Below are 15501 nucleotides of genomic sequence, written 5' to 3'. Positions count from 1 at the left end.
AACGAAACCACAAACAACACAGGCCGCCCGGAAACCGTGGCGGCCTGTGAAGTGTACCGGCGGAGGGTGTGAACAAAGCACCCGGCCGGACTAGCGATCCAACAACGTTACGCTGCTGCCAGCGCCTTGTCGGCCTGCTTGCCCACGTACCATTGCTGGGCGATGGAAAGGCAGTTGTTCACCACCCAGTACAGCACGAGGCCGGCCGGGAAGAAGAACATCATGCCGCCGAACACCAAAGGCATGAACATCATGACCTTGGCTTGCATGGGGTCCGGCGGTTTCGGGTTCAGGCGCATCTGCAGGAACATCGTGCCCATCATCAGTGCAGGCAGGATGAAGAAGGGATCGGGCGAGGCCAGGTCACGCACCCAGCCGATCCACGGCGCATTGCGCATTTCAACCGAAGCCAGCAGCACCCAGTACAGCGAGATGAACACCGGAACCTGGACGATCATCGGCAGGCAACCACCCAGCGGATTGATCTTCTCGTTCTTGTACAGCTCCATCATCGCGGTGTTGAGCTTGGTGCGATCGTCCTTGTACTTGTCGCGCAGCGCGGTCATGCGCGGCGTGACCTTCTTCATGCGGGCCATCGAACGGTAGCCGGCGGCCGACAGCGGGTAGAAGGCCAGCTTGATCAGCACGGTCAGCGCCACGATGGTCCAGCCCCAGTTGGCCAGGATCGAGTGCAGCCAGGTCATGAGCAGGAACACAGGCTTGGCGATGATGGTCAGCCAGCCATAGTCGACTACCAGATCCAGACCCTGCGCGACGGCAGCCATGGCCTGCTGGTCTTGCGGACCGATCCAGAGCTTGGCTTCGACGCTGTTGCCGGTACCGGGCGACAGCGTGCCGACGGGCTGCACGGCGCGAACGGCGTACAGGCGCGAGTCGAGCTTGGTGATGTCGTACGTGCGCGGCGCGCCTTCGGGCGGCACCCAGGCCACGGCAAAGTAGTGCTGCACCATGCCCAGCCAGCCGTCGTTCGCGGCCTTGTTGAAGGTGGCCTTGTTCTTGTCGATGTCGCTGAACTGCACCTTCTGGAACTTGTGTTCCGAGGTGTAGATGGCCGGACCCGTGAACGTGCTGTAGAAGTGGCTTTCGCCAGGAGGCTTGCCGCCATCACGCGTCAGCTGCAGGTACAGCGACGGTGCCAGGGGCGCGTCGCTGACGTTCGACAGGTCGTGGCGCACGTCGATGTCGTAACGGCCCTGGCGCAGCGTGTAGGTCTTGATGACCTTGACGCCGCCGCTTTCGGCTTCGAACGACACGTCCATGGCGTCGCCCGACAGCTGGCGTGCGTCGGTGACCGGGCGGAACAGGGTGCGATGCGTCGGGAAGGCCGCGCCTGCCGGTGCACCGACCACGCCGCTCTGGGCCAGGTAGGTGCGGCTGGTCGACTCGTCGAGCAGCACGGTGGGCTTGGTGTGGTCTTCCACGTCGGGCTGCTTGAGCAACTCGGCCTTGACGATCTGGGCACCCAGCGTGTCGAAGGTCAGGCGCAGCACGTCGGTCGTGACGACGATCTTTTCCGCCTTGGCTTCGACCGGCGCTGGCGCGGGGGCCGAGCCGGGCACGGCAGTGTTGCCCGCGACCGCACCTGGCACGGCCGACGGAATGCTGCCGTCAGGCGCGGTAACCGGCGGCTTGGCGTCGGTGGTCGCGGTCTTGACGGGCGTCGTGCCGAACATGGACGGCTGTCCATTGTATTTTTGCCATCCATCCCATAGGAACAGGAGGGAGAGCGAGAAGATCATCCAGAGGATGGTGCGTTGCATGTCCATGGACGGTTGGTTCCAGTCGTCGCGGCAAAGTCCGCTAGTTTAGCTGCCTTGAGCTGACAGATCTCATACAGGCGGCTTGGAAGTCGAATGATCGGCGGAGGATGTGTCGGCAGTGCGTCGGCCAGCTGCGCCGGGCACGGGCGGCACGGGATCCAGGCCGCCCGGAGAAAACGGGTGGCACCGGCAAATACGCTTGAACCCCAGATACACGCCCGCCCCGGCGCCATGCATGTCGATGGCTTCCATCGTGTACACGGAACAGGTGGGCGTGAACCGGCAGGACTGGCCGATCCAGGGGCTCAGGAAAAAACGGTAGAAACGGATGGGCCAGATCAGCAGGCGGCGCAGCGGCGTCGATCCATGAGGAACACCGCCGCCCCGGCTTTCCGCAGCCTGGGCCTGGGCGTCCTGCTGAGCTTGGGCATCCTGTTCAGACACGAGTTCCATCACGTTCCGCACCTTTGTCGGGCGTCACTGCGTTGTCCACGGCCCGCGCGCGGGGTTCGGGTGGGCGTCCTGCCCTGCTGTCGGCCTGGCCGGCCCGGGCCGCGCGCAACCAATGCCCATCCATTTCCAGACGGGTCATGTGCTTGAGCGCCGTCAACGAGACGGACGGGATCCGCGTGTGCAGACGCACCACGTAGTCGCCCGCAGGCAGGGCCAGCCGCTTGTGGCGGAAGGCTTCCCGGATCACGCGTTTGATCGCGTTCCGGCTGACCGACAGGGGCGCATAGCGCTTGCCGATGACCAGGCCCAGGCGCGCTTCAGGCGCAGCCACAGGCGTGGAGACCGTGTCGCCAGACGACGCATCCTGCATCGCTTGCGGCGGCGCGACGCTCAAAACAAAAAGCGCCCCTCTTGCAAGGCGGCGCCCTTTCAGCGCAGGGGCGAATTCCGCCGGACTACGCAGCCGCGCGGTGCCGGGAAACGACGCGCGCGATGTCAACGACATGACCTGATCACGAGGTGGTGGATCCCATGCCTGTTCGGTTCGGCGGCAAGATACGCCCGCCAAGGCACGGACACCCCGTGGTGGACGTGGCGTTTATACAGCCAGGCGCTTGCGGCCCTTGGCGCGGCGCGCGTTGATGATCGCGCGGCCTGCACGGGTGGACATACGCACACGGAAACCGTGGGTGCGCTTGCGGCGGGTAACTGAAGGCTGATAGGTACGTTTCATGACTATTCCGGTTGGTGGTTGGCCGCCCCGGAGTATTGCCTAGCTCGCTGCCGCCCCCATCTACCAGTACGTGAACGTACAAGACGGGAACCGCAGGCCTGCTACCAACCCAGGGCCTTTCCGATGATTCTTGAGGTGACTCTTAATGCAATGCTTACTCTGACTTCTCGTCCCATTTGGGCGCAAGCCTGCGCTCCAAACTCCGGACAGCCTTACATTTCATCAAACTTTGGCGCGTCTGTCAATCCTGGCGCGGCCTGGAGACGTGGGGAAAAGTCGCTTCCCTGTGGATAACTTGGTGCTGGAGGAGTAGAATGGATCGTTTCGGATCGGCGTTTTCCTGCTTCGCGTGAGCCGTTACGGGTCCTCCCAAGTACTCTCAAGTACGGGGCCTCCCCAAGTACAGCTGCGCCCAAGCAACATGCCCTGTCACGGCACTGTCATGTGTGCCCCCCGATCCTTCTAGCGAGATTCATGGAAGATTTTTGGCAAACCTGCGCCCAGACGCTCGAGCGCGAACTGCCGCCACAGCAATTCAGTGCGTGGATCCGGCCGCTCGTTCCGGTGGCCTTCGACGAATCCGCCGGGGTCTTGCGTGTGGCTGCCCCGAACCGGTTCAAGATGGACTGGGTACGCAGCAACTACTGCGGCCGCATCGAATCGATCGCGGCTGAATGGTTCCAGCGCCCGATACAGGTGAAGTTCGAGCTCGACGCCCCTCGCGCGGTCGAACCTCCCCCGCCCCGGTCGCAGAATGGCCTGCAGCACCTGCAACAGCCCAGCCAGGGCCGTGGCGCCAGTGCGCCGGCCCAGCCGCGTGCACCGCAGCAGTCCACCTACCCTGGAGATGGTCCCAGCTACAACGGCCAGAACAATGGCAGCCTGCCCGCGCAGCAGACCGGCCCGTATTCGGGTCCTTATACCGGTCCGAGCAATGGCGGCGCGCAGCACGGCGGCCAGCAAGGTTCGGGTGATGCAGGCGGCGCTCGCGCGCCTGTGCATAACGCCAAGTCGGATCTGAACGAGGCGACCGGCATTTACGAGCGATCGCGTCTGAATGTCGATCTGACCTTCGACAATTTCGTGACGGGTAAGGCCAACCAGCTGGCTCGCGCCGCGGCGCTGCAGGTGGCTGAAAATCCGGGTACGTCCTATAACCCGCTGTTTCTGTATGGCGGCGTGGGATTGGGCAAGACCCACCTGATTCACGCGATTGGCAATTCCATGGTGGCCGACAACAGCGGCGCCCGGGTGCGGTATATCCATGCGGAACAGTTCGTGTCCGACGTGGTGAAAGCCTATCAGCGCAAGGCGTTTGACGAATTCAAGCGGTACTACCATTCGCTCGACCTGCTGCTGATCGACGATATTCAGTTCTTTTCCGGAAAGAACCGCACGCAAGAAGAATTCTTCTATGCGTTCGAAGCGCTGGTGTCGCTGCGCAAGCAGATCATCATCACCAGTGATACCTATCCGAAAGAACTGGCCGGTATCGACGATCGCCTGATTTCGCGATTCGATTCGGGGCTGACCTGCGCGATCGAACCGCCGGAACTGGAAATGCGGGTGGCCATTCTGCTTAAAAAGGCAGAAACCGAGGGCATGCCGCTGCCCGAAGAATGCGCATTCTTTATCGCCAAACACTTGCGCAGCAATGTGCGTGAACTGGAAGGCGCGCTGCGCAAGGTGCTGGCGTATGCCAAGTTCCATGGCCGCGCGATTGGCGTGGAAGTCTGCAAGGATGCACTGAAGGATCTGCTGTCGGTATCCAACGGCCAGATCACCGTGGAAAACATCCAGAAAACCGTCGCCGACTTCTACAAGATCAAAGTCGCCGACATGTATTCGAAGCGAAGGCCCGCCAATATCGCATTGCCGCGGCAGATCGCCATGTACCTGGCCAAGGAATTGACCCAGAAAAGCCTGCCGGAAATCGGCGAGCTGTTCGGTGGCCGCGACCACACCACGGTGCTGCACGCCGTACGAAAGATTTCAGAAGCCCGGACCAAACAAGCCGAGCTGAACCACTCGTTGCATGTCCTCGAACAGACGCTGAAGGGTTGACCGCCGCCCGTGACGCGCACGGCTGACATGGTCCTTCGGCATACTCGCGCCACGCTTGCGGCAGGGTCGCCCCGCAGAGCAACCAAGCTGTTGATTTAAAATACGATTTGCTGATGTTCGAGTTATCCACAGGCTCCTATTTAACGACCAACCCCAAGAAGGATTGGATATGCAATTGGTGAAAGCCTCACGCGACGCACTCCTCAAGCCGCTCGCGACAGTGTCAGGGATCGTGGAGCGTCGGCACACGCTCCCCATCCTCGCCAACATCCTGTTGCGCAAGGACGGCAGCCGCGTGTCGTTCGTATCGACCGATATCGAGGTTCAGATCACCACCCATGCCGATTTCGGCGTGGGTGATGCGTCTGAATCGACGACGGTCGCGGCGCGCAAGCTGCTGGATATCCTGCGCGCCCTGCCCGATACGGGCGACGTTTCGCTGTCGCTGGCGAACAAGAAACTGTCCGTGCAATCCGGCAAGAGCCGTTTTGCGCTGCAGACCCTTGCCGCCGAGGAATTCCCGACGGTCGCCCAACCGGCGACCTGGAATGCGTCGCTCACCATGACGCAAAAGTCGTTCAAGCATCTGCTGAACATGGTCCATTTCGCGATGGCCCAGCAGGACATCCGGTATTACCTGAACGGCATGCTGCTGGTCATCGACGGTTTCGACGTGCGCTGCGTGTCGACCGACGGTCACCGCCTGGCCTACTGCTCGGTCACGACCGAAACGGAATCGCCCAAGCAGGAAGTCATCATTCCGCGCAAGACCGTGCTGGAACTGCTGCGCCTGCTCGACGATTCCGAAGAACCCGTCCAGATCGACGTGGCCGCGAACCAGATCCGTTTCCGTTTTGCGGAAATCGAACTGATCTCCAAACTGGTCGAGGGCAAGTTCCCCGATTACCAGCGCGTGATCCCGAGCGGCTACACCAAGCATTTCCTGATCGCCCGCGAAGCCCTGCAACGCAGTCTGCAGCGCGCCGCCATTCTGACCACCGACAAGTTCAAGGGTGTCCGGATGCAGATGGCCGATCACGTATTGAAAATCTCGGCCAGCAACGCCGAACAGGAAGAAGCGCAGGAAGAACTCGATATCGACTTCAGTTTTGAACCGCTCGATATTGGTTTCAACGTCAGCTACCTCCTCGACGTGCTGGGTAATCTGAAAGCCGAAACCGTGCAGTGGGGCGTCGGTGACGCCAACTCGTCGGCGCTGATTACGCTGCCCGACAACGCCGACTTCAAGTACGTCGTGATGCCCATGCGCATCTGACGCGCCGCAGTCTGCTTTTTATCGTCTTGTAGTTTTTTAACTGCCGGGCCCGGTGTCACAGGGTTCGGCAGTGTGGATGGTTTACACGCTTATGACCGAACAGAACACTTCGCCGGAAACTGGCGACACGGATAACAGCCACCTGACGTCGAACACGGCGATCAATGCCCACATCGCTGGCGCATCGGATGCCTATGGCTCCGATTCGATCAAGATGCTGAAGGGGCTCGAGGCCGTGCGCAAGCGGCCAGGCATGTACATCGGCGACACGTCCGATGGCACCGGCCTGCACCACATGGTGTTCGAGGTGGTCGACAACGCGATCGACGAAGCGCTTGCCGGTCATTGCGACGAAATCGTCGTGACCATCCACACCGACAATTCCATTTCCGTGACCGACAACGGCCGCGGGATCCCGACCGACATTCACAAGGACGACGAATTCCAGCGCAGCGCCGCCGAAATCGTCATGACCGAACTGCATGCCGGCGGCAAGTTCGACCAGAACTCGTACAAGGTCTCGGGCGGGCTGCACGGCGTGGGTGTGTCCTGCGTGAACGCCCTGTCCGAATGGCTGCGCCTGACCATCTACCGTAACGGCGACGTCTACAAGATGGAATTTCGCCAAGGTGCGCGCGTCGAACCGCTGGCCAAGGTCGGCCCGACCGAAAAACGCGGGACCGAGGTGCACTTCCTGGCCGACGTCAGCATCTTCACGAACGTCGAATTCCACTACGAAATTCTGGCCAAGCGCCTGCGCGAACTCTCGTTCCTGAACAACGGCGTCAAGATCAAGCTGGTCGATCAGCGTCAGGGCAAGGAAGAAGACTTTGCGTTCAGCGGCGGCGTGAAAGGCTTTGTTGACTACATCAACCGCGCCAAGACCGTGCTGCACCCGAACGTGTTCAACGTTGCCGTGGAATCGGCTGCCGGCGGCGTGCCCGTGGGCGTCGAAATCGCGATGCAGTGGAACGACAGCTACACCGAAAGCGTCCTCTGCTTCACGAACAACATTCCGCAGCGCGACGGCGGCACCCACCTGACCGGCCTGCGCGCCGCGATGACTCGCGTGCTGAACAAGTACATCGAACAGAACGAAATGGCCAAGAAGGCCAAGGTCGAAACCACCGGCGACGACATGCGCGAAGGCCTGACCTGCGTGCTGTCCGTCAAGGTGCCCGACCCCAAGTTCAGCAGCCAGACCAAAGACAAGCTGGTCTCGAGCGAAGTGCGCCCCGCGGTCGAAGACGCCGTGGGCCGCGCGCTCGACACGTGGCTTCAGGAACGCCCGATCGACGCCAAGGCCCTGTGCGCCAAGATCGTCGAAGCCGCGCGCGCCCGTGAAGCCGCCCGCAAGGCCCGCGAAATGACCCGCCGCAAAGGCGTGCTCGAAGGCGCCGGCCTGCCCGGCAAACTGGCCGACTGCCAGGAAAAAGACCCGGCATTGTCCGAAATCTACGTGGTGGAGGGCGACTCCGCAGGCGGGTCGGCCAAGCAGGGCCGCGACCGCAAATTCCAGGCCATCCTGCCCCTGCGCGGCAAGGTGCTGAACGTTGAAAAAGCCCGCTTCGACAAACTGATCGCGTCCGAACAGATCGCCACGCTGATCACCGCGCTGGGCACCAGCATCGGCGCCGAAGACTTCAACATCGACAAGCTGCGCTACCACCGCATCATCATCATGACCGACGCGGACGTCGACGGCGCCCACATCCGCACGCTGCTGCTGACCTTCTTCTACCGTCAGCTGCCGCAGCTGATCGAACGCGGCCACATCTACATCGCCCAGCCACCGCTCTTCAAGGTCAAGGTTGGCCGCGATGAACGGTACTTGAAGGACGAAGAAGAAGAAACCGCGTTCATGCTGACCCTGGCCCTGCGCGACGCCAAGCTCTACCCGACCGAAGGCGCCGACCCCATCGCCGGCGACGCCCTCACGGAACTGGCACGCCAGTACAACCTGGCCGACGCCGTCATCGCGCGTGTCACCCGCTTCATCGACGAAAAAACCCTGAGCGCCATCGTTCAAGGCACAGTCGTGGACGTCACCAACGAAGCCGCCGCCACGGCCTCCGCCGAACGCCTGCAAGCCGCCTTGGAAAACCCGTCACTGCCCGGCGTGGTGCAGGTGTACGCCAAGTACGACGAGGCCGCCGAAAAATGGCGCCTGGAAGTCCACCGCAACCACCACGGCAACATCCGCGTCAGCGTGATCGACGAAGCCTTCGTTGCCGGGTCGGATTACGGCATTCTTCATCACGCCGCGGAAACGTTCCAGGGCTTGATCGGGGAACGCGGTCGTATCGTTCGCGGTGAAGGCGAGAAGGCCAAGGAGATGTACGTGAATGACTTCCGCGAAGTCATGCACTGGCTGCGGTCCGAAGCGGAACGGTCGATTTCCAAACAGCGGTATAAGGGTCTGGGCGAGATGAACCCTGCGCAGCTGTGGGAAACGACGATGGATCCTACTGTTCGGCGGTTGATGAAGGTGCAGATCGAGGATGCTATTTCAGCGGATGAGATCTTTACTACGCTGATGGGGGATCATGTTGAGCCACGCAGGGCGTTTATTGAGAAGCATGCGTTGATGGCGGGGAATATTGATATTTGAGTTTGTGGGGTCCCACGGGAAGTTAGATTTATCCCGAATGAGTTAGATGTATTAGAGAGGCTGCCGCGGGGCGGCCTCTTTTGTTTCGAGCTTAGCGAGCTTTTGGGGCTTTGATTTCTAGTCATATCGATCGCATTCACGGCAATCGTAGTTCTTAGAGATACTGCCAAGCGCAGGAAGTTAGTACCAACGGATTCTCAGAGTATTGCCAATGGCTAGGGACGGAACTGAGCAGCTCGAACTCGTGACTCGAAGCAATGGACGTCTGGTTCCGACTCATTTCGGCCGGTGGCTAGGCAGAAAGCAGACTGTCATCGTTCGAGGCCGGCGAGAACGATGGGTCGGACATCCCACTGAAGCGGCAAGTCCTAGCAAAGCTTATTCATTTGCGATTGCCATTGTTGCCGCGCAGTGGTCGAGTTTAGATTCCAGTTCATGAATCATCGGCTCGAGTAGCGCAACTACCTCCTCAACCGAATTAATGGCTGAGGGTACTCCCCGCGCGGCATGCCTCCACATGTAATCAGTTTCAAACGGATATTTTCCTCGGAACGCCTTTCGTAAGACATCTTCTGCTAGCGATATAAATGCCGCGCCAGAATAGCCATCTTCCGAGACGTCTGGACGTAGTCCATGTTCGATTCGAACGTACTTTGGGATGTCCCAATACCGTTCCCGGCATACTTCGATACGGTCATTGAGTTCCGTGAGGCGCATGCCAAAAATCTCGGCGCTTGCTTCATGCTGGGATTCGGAAAGCGAGGTCAGGTGTACATTCGTCAGTGCGGCTGCTTCCGCTGCACCGATCTGAAATCCATTTTCAGCCAGAAGAATCCCGCGATCTGCGCCAGTGTCAGCAACAATCTCTCGGAGGCCGAGAACGTGAAGCTTGCTTACCCGAGACTGCCAGTGTTTGCACTCGACAATCCAGGTAACTTCGAAGCCGGCGTGTCGCGATTTCACGAGAACATCAACATCGTGACTTGTACGAACCCCCCTGATTGTGACGTTCGTGGCCGCTTCGAGTCCGAGCGACCGAAAGAATTCAGCGGCTTTCTCTTGATACTCGCTCCAATCTGCCGCCATGGCCGCTTGCTCCTTGTTGAAAACGAACGGGAAACAGGGGTGCGTTCTGAAACGCTCTACGCATGATATTAGTGGCACCGGAGCGCGAAGGGCGCCAAAAGCGTTAGCCGTCGGCATCCGCTTGACCGCCCAGTTAGGCGGCCGGGTTGAATGAACGGACTTCGGCGAACGCTTTCATGAATAGTCCTTGCAAGTGCTTCGGTGGTACTGACAAAAAGGCACAAGCCACGGCAGCAAAACCTTCGATAGCCTCAATCTGCGATGGGAATTTTACGTTAGGTCTGGCGTGCCTCAAAACTTCATAGATTGAGCTCAAATTGTGGTTCTCTATTGAGTGATCAATCTCGTGCCCGAATTTGTTTCGAATCGCATTCAACTGAATGATTCCGGGCCTTACGAATGCCGCGCTCGAGCGTCTCGATGGAAGCAGCTTTGCCTTCTGCGCGAATGTCAGTCGCAGATCATCGAACTCCTCTATCACGTAGAAAATCGTCAGGAATATGTCGAGGAAATTTTCGATCACCAAGTGCGCACGAAGAATCCGCCCGATGGGCTCATGATCGACGGCGAGCAACTTACGGAATCGTTCATTGTGGTACCGGAAATCAGCCTCAATTTCCTGCCAATGCGGTTGAAGTGCGGCAACAGCTTTTTCGATCCCTTCAATGTCATTCATAGCGCATGCCTCATGCCATCCATATTCACTAGCATTTACAACCGAAAATTCACTGGAAAATGTTGTGTCATATTTCCTTGCTTTGCTTGCGACAAGTATATCGAAGGAACTCTCCCCTCAAGGGGCTTAGAGGCAATGTCTGCTTTCTGGTGAACGACCTGAACAACCGTTCTTGGCCGGATGTGTACGTTCTAATAAGTTACGATAGCTGGCGTTCGATGCGAACAGTAAATCGGCCGGTGACTGCTTTCGGGCACATGAATGAAATGAAGTTCTCGGCCAGCAGCGGTCGACGTCAAACGTCCGCTTTTTGGGAAAACTGGCTTTATCTTTCGATGTACACCGACCAAGAACGCGCTCACTTGTGCGTTCGGCATCTGACTGCCGGCAGTTCAATTGGCTTGCTGTGCAGCGAGCAATGGAGCAAACCGCAGCCGAAGGTGCTGAAAGCGCTCATCTAGCCGCTGGGCACGTTCTGTCATCTTCGTGAGCACCTTCGGTCAATCCTCTCGGGATCCATCGAATTCAAAGGCCGAGAAGTCCCGTGCACTGATTGCCTTTTCAAGATGGCCAACTACGTCAGGCGGTTGTTTGAAGCGCATCGTGCCCATATCGATCACGTCCGCGACCGAGCTGTCTTTGACGTTCCTCGGCACCACGATAGATGTTTTGGCTTCGCCGTACAGGTTCGCCGCCGTGACGACAGCGTCAATGCGGAATTCGTCCGCGTGCGGGTCTGCCCAACCAATGACAGCGTACTCGTACTCCAGGCCATGGCGGAAGTCCTCGCATGCAATCTGCACCTCTAGGCACCGTTTTGGATCATCGAGCACCACGAACTCGTGCTTCCCTGGCTGCGCCATCGAGCGGATAGAGTCGTGCAGCGTGCGCGGCATGTGAAAGTCCATCAGAGACCGCCGCTTTGGCCTCGGAGCGGAAGGCCCTGAAGGACTGGCCAACACATACCTCTTGTTGAACCACCCTCCCATTGCTGTCATGCGTATGAGCAAGGACTCCGCCGGCACCTGGCCCATGTTCTCTATCCGGAAGCGAATCTTGAGCTGCCCGTAGTTCAGCTCGATCTTCCGCTCGTAATCACGAACGAAGCGAGGGACCTTGTTGCGCTCCCACTCTGTATAGCGCTCGTCCAAAGTATGGTCATAGTCGCTCATGATTGAAGTGAACCCCGAGCGCTCCTGCTCCGGCAAGGGACTTAGCCGGATGATGGTCTCCTGAATAGCTCTCCTCTCGTCAGGCGACAAAGCCTGAATTCGGTGCACATCCACGGAGGGTTGGCTTGTACTCAGATGCAGTGAAAGCTGGGGCTCGCGGTCTTTCATCGCGTTCAACTGACGCTGAAGATTGGCAGCCTTCTTCTCGGCCTCGGAAACCTCTTTCGGGCGAAGCCAGGTTTCGCTGACCTGATGAATGTTCAGTCCATGGCGTTTCGCAAGGTGGAGTGGACGAATGTCTTGGCTAACTACCACACGTGCATCCGGGGAAGGCCCTTGGGCAGACATTGCCTGCGCTACCACGCGCGCATCCGGCTCGTCTCGGTCAAGCTCGGGGTACTGTTCCCAATCAACGCGTGTGCAGTCGGCCAGCGCGATCTCTACCAGGGGTGCTGGCGACTCTCTAACTAGTACGGTGGACTGGCCTTCAAGCAAAGGCCGCAACGTCCGATTGAAGCGTCGGGCGTGATCTGAAAGCCGCGCATGGTTCTTCTTGGAGTCCACCTCCTGCATCACCGTCGGTACTACCAGAATTAGGATGGGGCCGGTTGCACTGATCTCTTTCCAAGGTAGCCCGCCGAGTGCGGAACACTCAAGGGCAACGTTCGAGTCGATGAACGCGACGACCGGATACTGCTGCCAGTTGATGCTCATTGAGATAGTGTGCCGCAATTAAAGTAGTCGGAGTGTAAGGCTCTACGAGCTGTTGCGAACTACGGCAGTTGGTGAATGTGTCGCTGTCACAGCGGATACGGCTGACACCGCCGGCTGCCCGCGTCCTCCGTCCTGAGGCAACGAGTAGTTTTTTCGTCGCCGACCAGCACCAGGGGCGGGTCGATGGCCAGGCGTTCCTACTTTTCTGACGAGATACCGCCCAGGCCGGCCAGCGAGGGCGAGGCCAGCGTGGCGGCCCGCAGCTAGGTCCAGGCAGGGCGCGGCCTGCTTGGCTGTTGAGTGGCCGGCGCTCGACGATACCGAGGTGGGCCCAGGGCTTGAAGCGCCGACAGACCGCCCCGCGAGAGCAGGCCCGCGATGCCCACTGGCCGCTACGGGGCGAGACAGTCAGTTCGGAGCTTCGAGCAGCAGACATTCGACGGTCTGTTGACGGTTGAACCACTGCCCGCGAGGCCGAATGACTGCTGCACCGCCGAAAGCCGTCATTAGTGTCGATCACCACCATGTTAGATACCTATCTCGGCACGCTCTAAAATCGTAGGTTCTTTTGTTCTGGATCTGGATCATCATCGCTTCAACTAGGAAAATCCAGAAAAATGGGGACGAAGTAGTTTATGCGTCCCATTACAATGCACTAACTCGTTGATTTATATATGTGCACGTTATGGGGTGGAGCGGAACCCTACAGAGCGTTAGGAACTCGGGGAAGAGCGTCTGTTCCTGAGATACTTGGAGTCATCAAGGCCGCCGCAAGGCGGTCTCTTTATTTCTACTCCCGCCCAAGCTCAAGCTCATTTGATTGCTCGGATACGTTGAGCGAGAAGCTTTAATTCCTCATCATCCGCACGGGCGTGATCGTGCGAAGACATGTACCCCTCATACTTATGAAAGTACTTATCGACGTTTGATTTGATTGGTCGCCAATCTGCTGTCGTGCCGTGCATCGGGAATAGTTTCACATGGGCATGGTCTATTCCAAATCCTTCGATCATGCACCCGGTCCGTCCCACATCGTCGAAGGCTGCATCCAGTAGCAATGCGGCCTGCTTCGCGGCCAGCATCAGTTCGGAAATTTCCTCGTCCTTGAGCTCAAAAACATAGCTGGGTCGATGTGCTTTGGTTATGACTACAGCAAATCCAGGCGTGTTCGGAAAGATGGAGAGAAAGGCCAGGTGGTTGTGATCCTCCCATATCTTGTGGCTTGGGAGCTCTCCCTGTGCGATCTGGCAGAAAATGCAGCTTTTCATATTTTTAGAAGACATTTTGTCCAGGGCTATCATTCAAGGTCTACGGCGCGTAGGGTGGAAATGGTAGGGGTCTGGAAAATCGTTATCAATACGCGTTCTACGCAGCCTTCGTTGTCTACACTCAACGATGAGTGACAGTTGTCATTGACCCTCTCTGATCAAGGCGACATCCATGTACGTCCCAGCCCACTTCGACGAACCCCGTCCAGAAGTGCTTCACCAGCTGATTGCCGACCATCCGCTAGGGGTGCTCTTCACTCACGGGCAAAGTGGTCTCGATGCGAATCATCTGCCTTTCGAACTGAACGCCAGCGAAGGCGCACTAGGTAAGTTGCATTCGCATGTCGCCCGCGATAACCCGGTTTGGCAGGACATTGCCGATGGGGATGACGTGCTGGTGGTCTTCCGGGCTGGGGATGCGTACATCTCTCCGCAGTGGTACCCGAGCAAGCACCAATTTCACAAGCAGGTGCCCACCTGGAATTACATGGTGGCGCACGTGCACGGCCGCGTGACGATCCGCGACGATGAGCGTTATGTCCGGGGCATGGTGGGCCGGCTGACCCGGACGCATGAAGCGTCGCAGCCTGTGCCTTGGAAGATGAGCGATGGTGACAAGGACTATATCGACATGAGGCTCAAGGCAATTGTCGGTATCGAGATTGAGGTGACTCGGCTGGTGGGGAAGTTCAAGCTCAGTCAGAACCGAGAGGTGCGAGATATCGAGAACGCTGGTAAGACGTTGGTGGCGCAAGGAAGCGATGTCGTTGGCAATGCGATGCTCGGTTGCGCGTCCGACAAGGCCGGCAAGGGCTGAACTTACACGCCGCCGCCGTCGTACTTCGAGCTTCGTTCAGCGGTTGCCGGCTGAATGAGCGCATGTCGATCCGGACGCTCAGGCTGGCGGCTCATCAAACTGAACGCCGCGTTGCCGCGCGACGTACACCGCCTGCGTCTTGTTGGTCACCCCTAGCCGCTGATACAGCGACGATGCATGCGTCTTGGCCGTCGCTACCGATATCTCCATCCGCCGGGCCACGGTCTTGATCGGGTGGCCCTTGGCCAGCAGCGACAGGACTTCGAATTGGCGCGGCGTCACGTCCAGCGCGTCGGCCTGGTCCGCGATGGACTGCAATTGAGCACGTTCAGGGGATCCGGCCTCGACCGGCCAGCGTGTGTCATGAAAGACCGAACCGGTGCCACCCCCCGCACCCGACCTTGACCGCCGCACCGGCCCACCATCATTCAGCACCCTTCTTCGGCACCGTGGAAAGCACTCCCCACCCGCATCGATCATCATGATCGCCGCTTTGATCTCGGCGGGCGTGGCGTTCTTGGCGACGCAGCCGGCGATGGTGTCGTTGGCATGCGCGTCGCGCAGCAGGTCGTGCGTGACGGTGTCGGGAAGGAGCAGGACGCGGCGGGGGGCGATCTCTTGCTGCGCGTGGTGGAGGTGGGCCCAATCGTAGGTTCCATCGCCCGACATGCCGTAGATCATGATGTCGGGGGCACTGCCCGCCAGGGCGGCCCGTTCGGGGTCGTGGGGGCCGCAGGACTGCAGGAACGCGTCGTCGTTCAGCGGCTGCAAGACGCCGGCCATGCCCAGGCGGATCAGGGGCTGTGCTTCGATGAGGATCAGTTTGGCCATGGGGCTCCAGGGTGGATTG

General features: G+C 59.2%; 12 protein-coding genes and 1 pseudogene. 4 read left to right on the top strand and 9 right to left on the bottom strand.

The window, feature by feature from the left end:
- Positions 1–107: 107 nt before the first annotated feature.
- From yidC to rpmH, 4 genes and pseudogenes are all read right to left on the bottom strand, one after another.
- Positions 108–1787: a membrane protein insertase YidC gene (yidC, locus tag HD883_RS18930; RefSeq protein ID WP_179582592.1), complete on the bottom strand. Its 1680-nt coding sequence runs from the start codon at positions 1785–1787 to the stop codon at positions 108–110.
- 63 nt (positions 1788–1850) lie between these two features.
- Positions 1851–2135, bottom strand: coding sequence for a membrane protein insertion efficiency factor YidD (yidD, locus tag HD883_RS18925; protein ID WP_257022561.1), 285 nt, complete (start codon positions 2133–2135; stop codon positions 1851–1853).
- Between the two features lie 193 nt (positions 2136–2328).
- A pseudogene (locus HD883_RS18920) lies at positions 2329–2739 on the bottom strand (ribonuclease P protein component); the annotation flags it as partial.
- Positions 2740–2832: 93 nt separating this feature from the next.
- Positions 2833–2967: a 50S ribosomal protein L34 gene (rpmH, locus tag HD883_RS18915; RefSeq protein ID WP_179582598.1), complete on the bottom strand. Its 135-nt coding sequence runs from the start codon at positions 2965–2967 to the stop codon at positions 2833–2835.
- 474 nt (positions 2968–3441) lie between these two features.
- On the opposite strand from rpmH, the gene dnaA reads away from it, so the two are divergent.
- From dnaA to gyrB, 3 genes are all read left to right on the top strand, one after another.
- Positions 3442–5031 (top strand): chromosomal replication initiator protein DnaA, encoded by a 1590-nt coding sequence (dnaA, locus tag HD883_RS18910; RefSeq protein ID WP_179582600.1) that lies wholly within the window; start codon positions 3442–3444, stop codon positions 5029–5031.
- 169 nt (positions 5032–5200) lie between these two features.
- Positions 5201–6307, top strand: a complete 1107-nt coding sequence (gene dnaN, locus HD883_RS18905) for a DNA polymerase III subunit beta (protein ID WP_179582602.1) — start codon at positions 5201–5203, stop codon at positions 6305–6307.
- Between the two features lie 214 nt (positions 6308–6521).
- A complete protein-coding gene (gene gyrB / locus HD883_RS18900) occupies positions 6522–8918 on the top strand; it encodes a DNA topoisomerase (ATP-hydrolyzing) subunit B (protein ID WP_373563440.1) in 2397 nt (798 codons plus the stop codon).
- 378 nt (positions 8919–9296) lie between these two features.
- Here the strand turns inward: gyrB and HD883_RS28035 are convergent, their stop codons facing one another.
- From HD883_RS28035 to HD883_RS18880, 4 genes are all read right to left on the bottom strand, one after another.
- Complete coding sequence (locus tag HD883_RS28035) at positions 9297–10004, bottom strand: restriction endonuclease (protein WP_179582604.1); 708 nt, start codon at positions 10002–10004, stop codon at positions 9297–9299.
- Positions 10005–10137: 133 nt separating this feature from the next.
- Positions 10138–10680: a hypothetical protein gene (locus HD883_RS18890; RefSeq protein ID WP_179582606.1), complete on the bottom strand. Its 543-nt coding sequence runs from the start codon at positions 10678–10680 to the stop codon at positions 10138–10140.
- 500 nt (positions 10681–11180) lie between these two features.
- Positions 11181–12566 carry a PIN domain-containing protein gene (locus HD883_RS18885; RefSeq protein WP_179582610.1) on the bottom strand — a complete coding sequence of 462 codons (1386 nt, stop codon included), beginning with the start codon at positions 12564–12566 and terminating at the stop codon, positions 11181–11183.
- A gap of 812 nt (positions 12567–13378) precedes the next feature.
- The gene (locus HD883_RS18880; RefSeq protein ID WP_218863093.1) at positions 13379–13867 is read right to left on the bottom strand and encodes an HIT family protein; all 489 of its coding nucleotides are present in this window, start codon (positions 13865–13867) and stop codon (positions 13379–13381) included.
- Positions 13868–14006: 139 nt separating this feature from the next.
- Here HD883_RS18880 and HD883_RS18875 point away from each other — a divergent pair, with 139 nt between their 5' ends.
- Positions 14007–14651: an FMN-binding negative transcriptional regulator gene (locus tag HD883_RS18875; protein ID WP_179582612.1), complete on the top strand. Its 645-nt coding sequence runs from the start codon at positions 14007–14009 to the stop codon at positions 14649–14651.
- 78 nt (positions 14652–14729) lie between these two features.
- Here the strand turns inward: HD883_RS18875 and HD883_RS18870 are convergent, their stop codons facing one another.
- Positions 14730–15482 carry a helix-turn-helix transcriptional regulator gene (locus HD883_RS18870; protein ID WP_179582614.1) on the bottom strand — a complete coding sequence of 251 codons (753 nt, stop codon included), beginning with the start codon at positions 15480–15482 and terminating at the stop codon, positions 14730–14732.
- Positions 15483–15501 lie beyond the last annotated feature (19 nt).

It is taken from the genome of Pigmentiphaga litoralis (genome assembly GCF_013408655.1).
Lineage (GTDB): Bacteria > Pseudomonadota > Gammaproteobacteria > Burkholderiales > Burkholderiaceae_B > Pigmentiphaga > Pigmentiphaga litoralis_A.
Note: the sequence above shows the minus strand (reverse complement) of the source record. Positions and strands in the feature narration are given on the sequence as shown.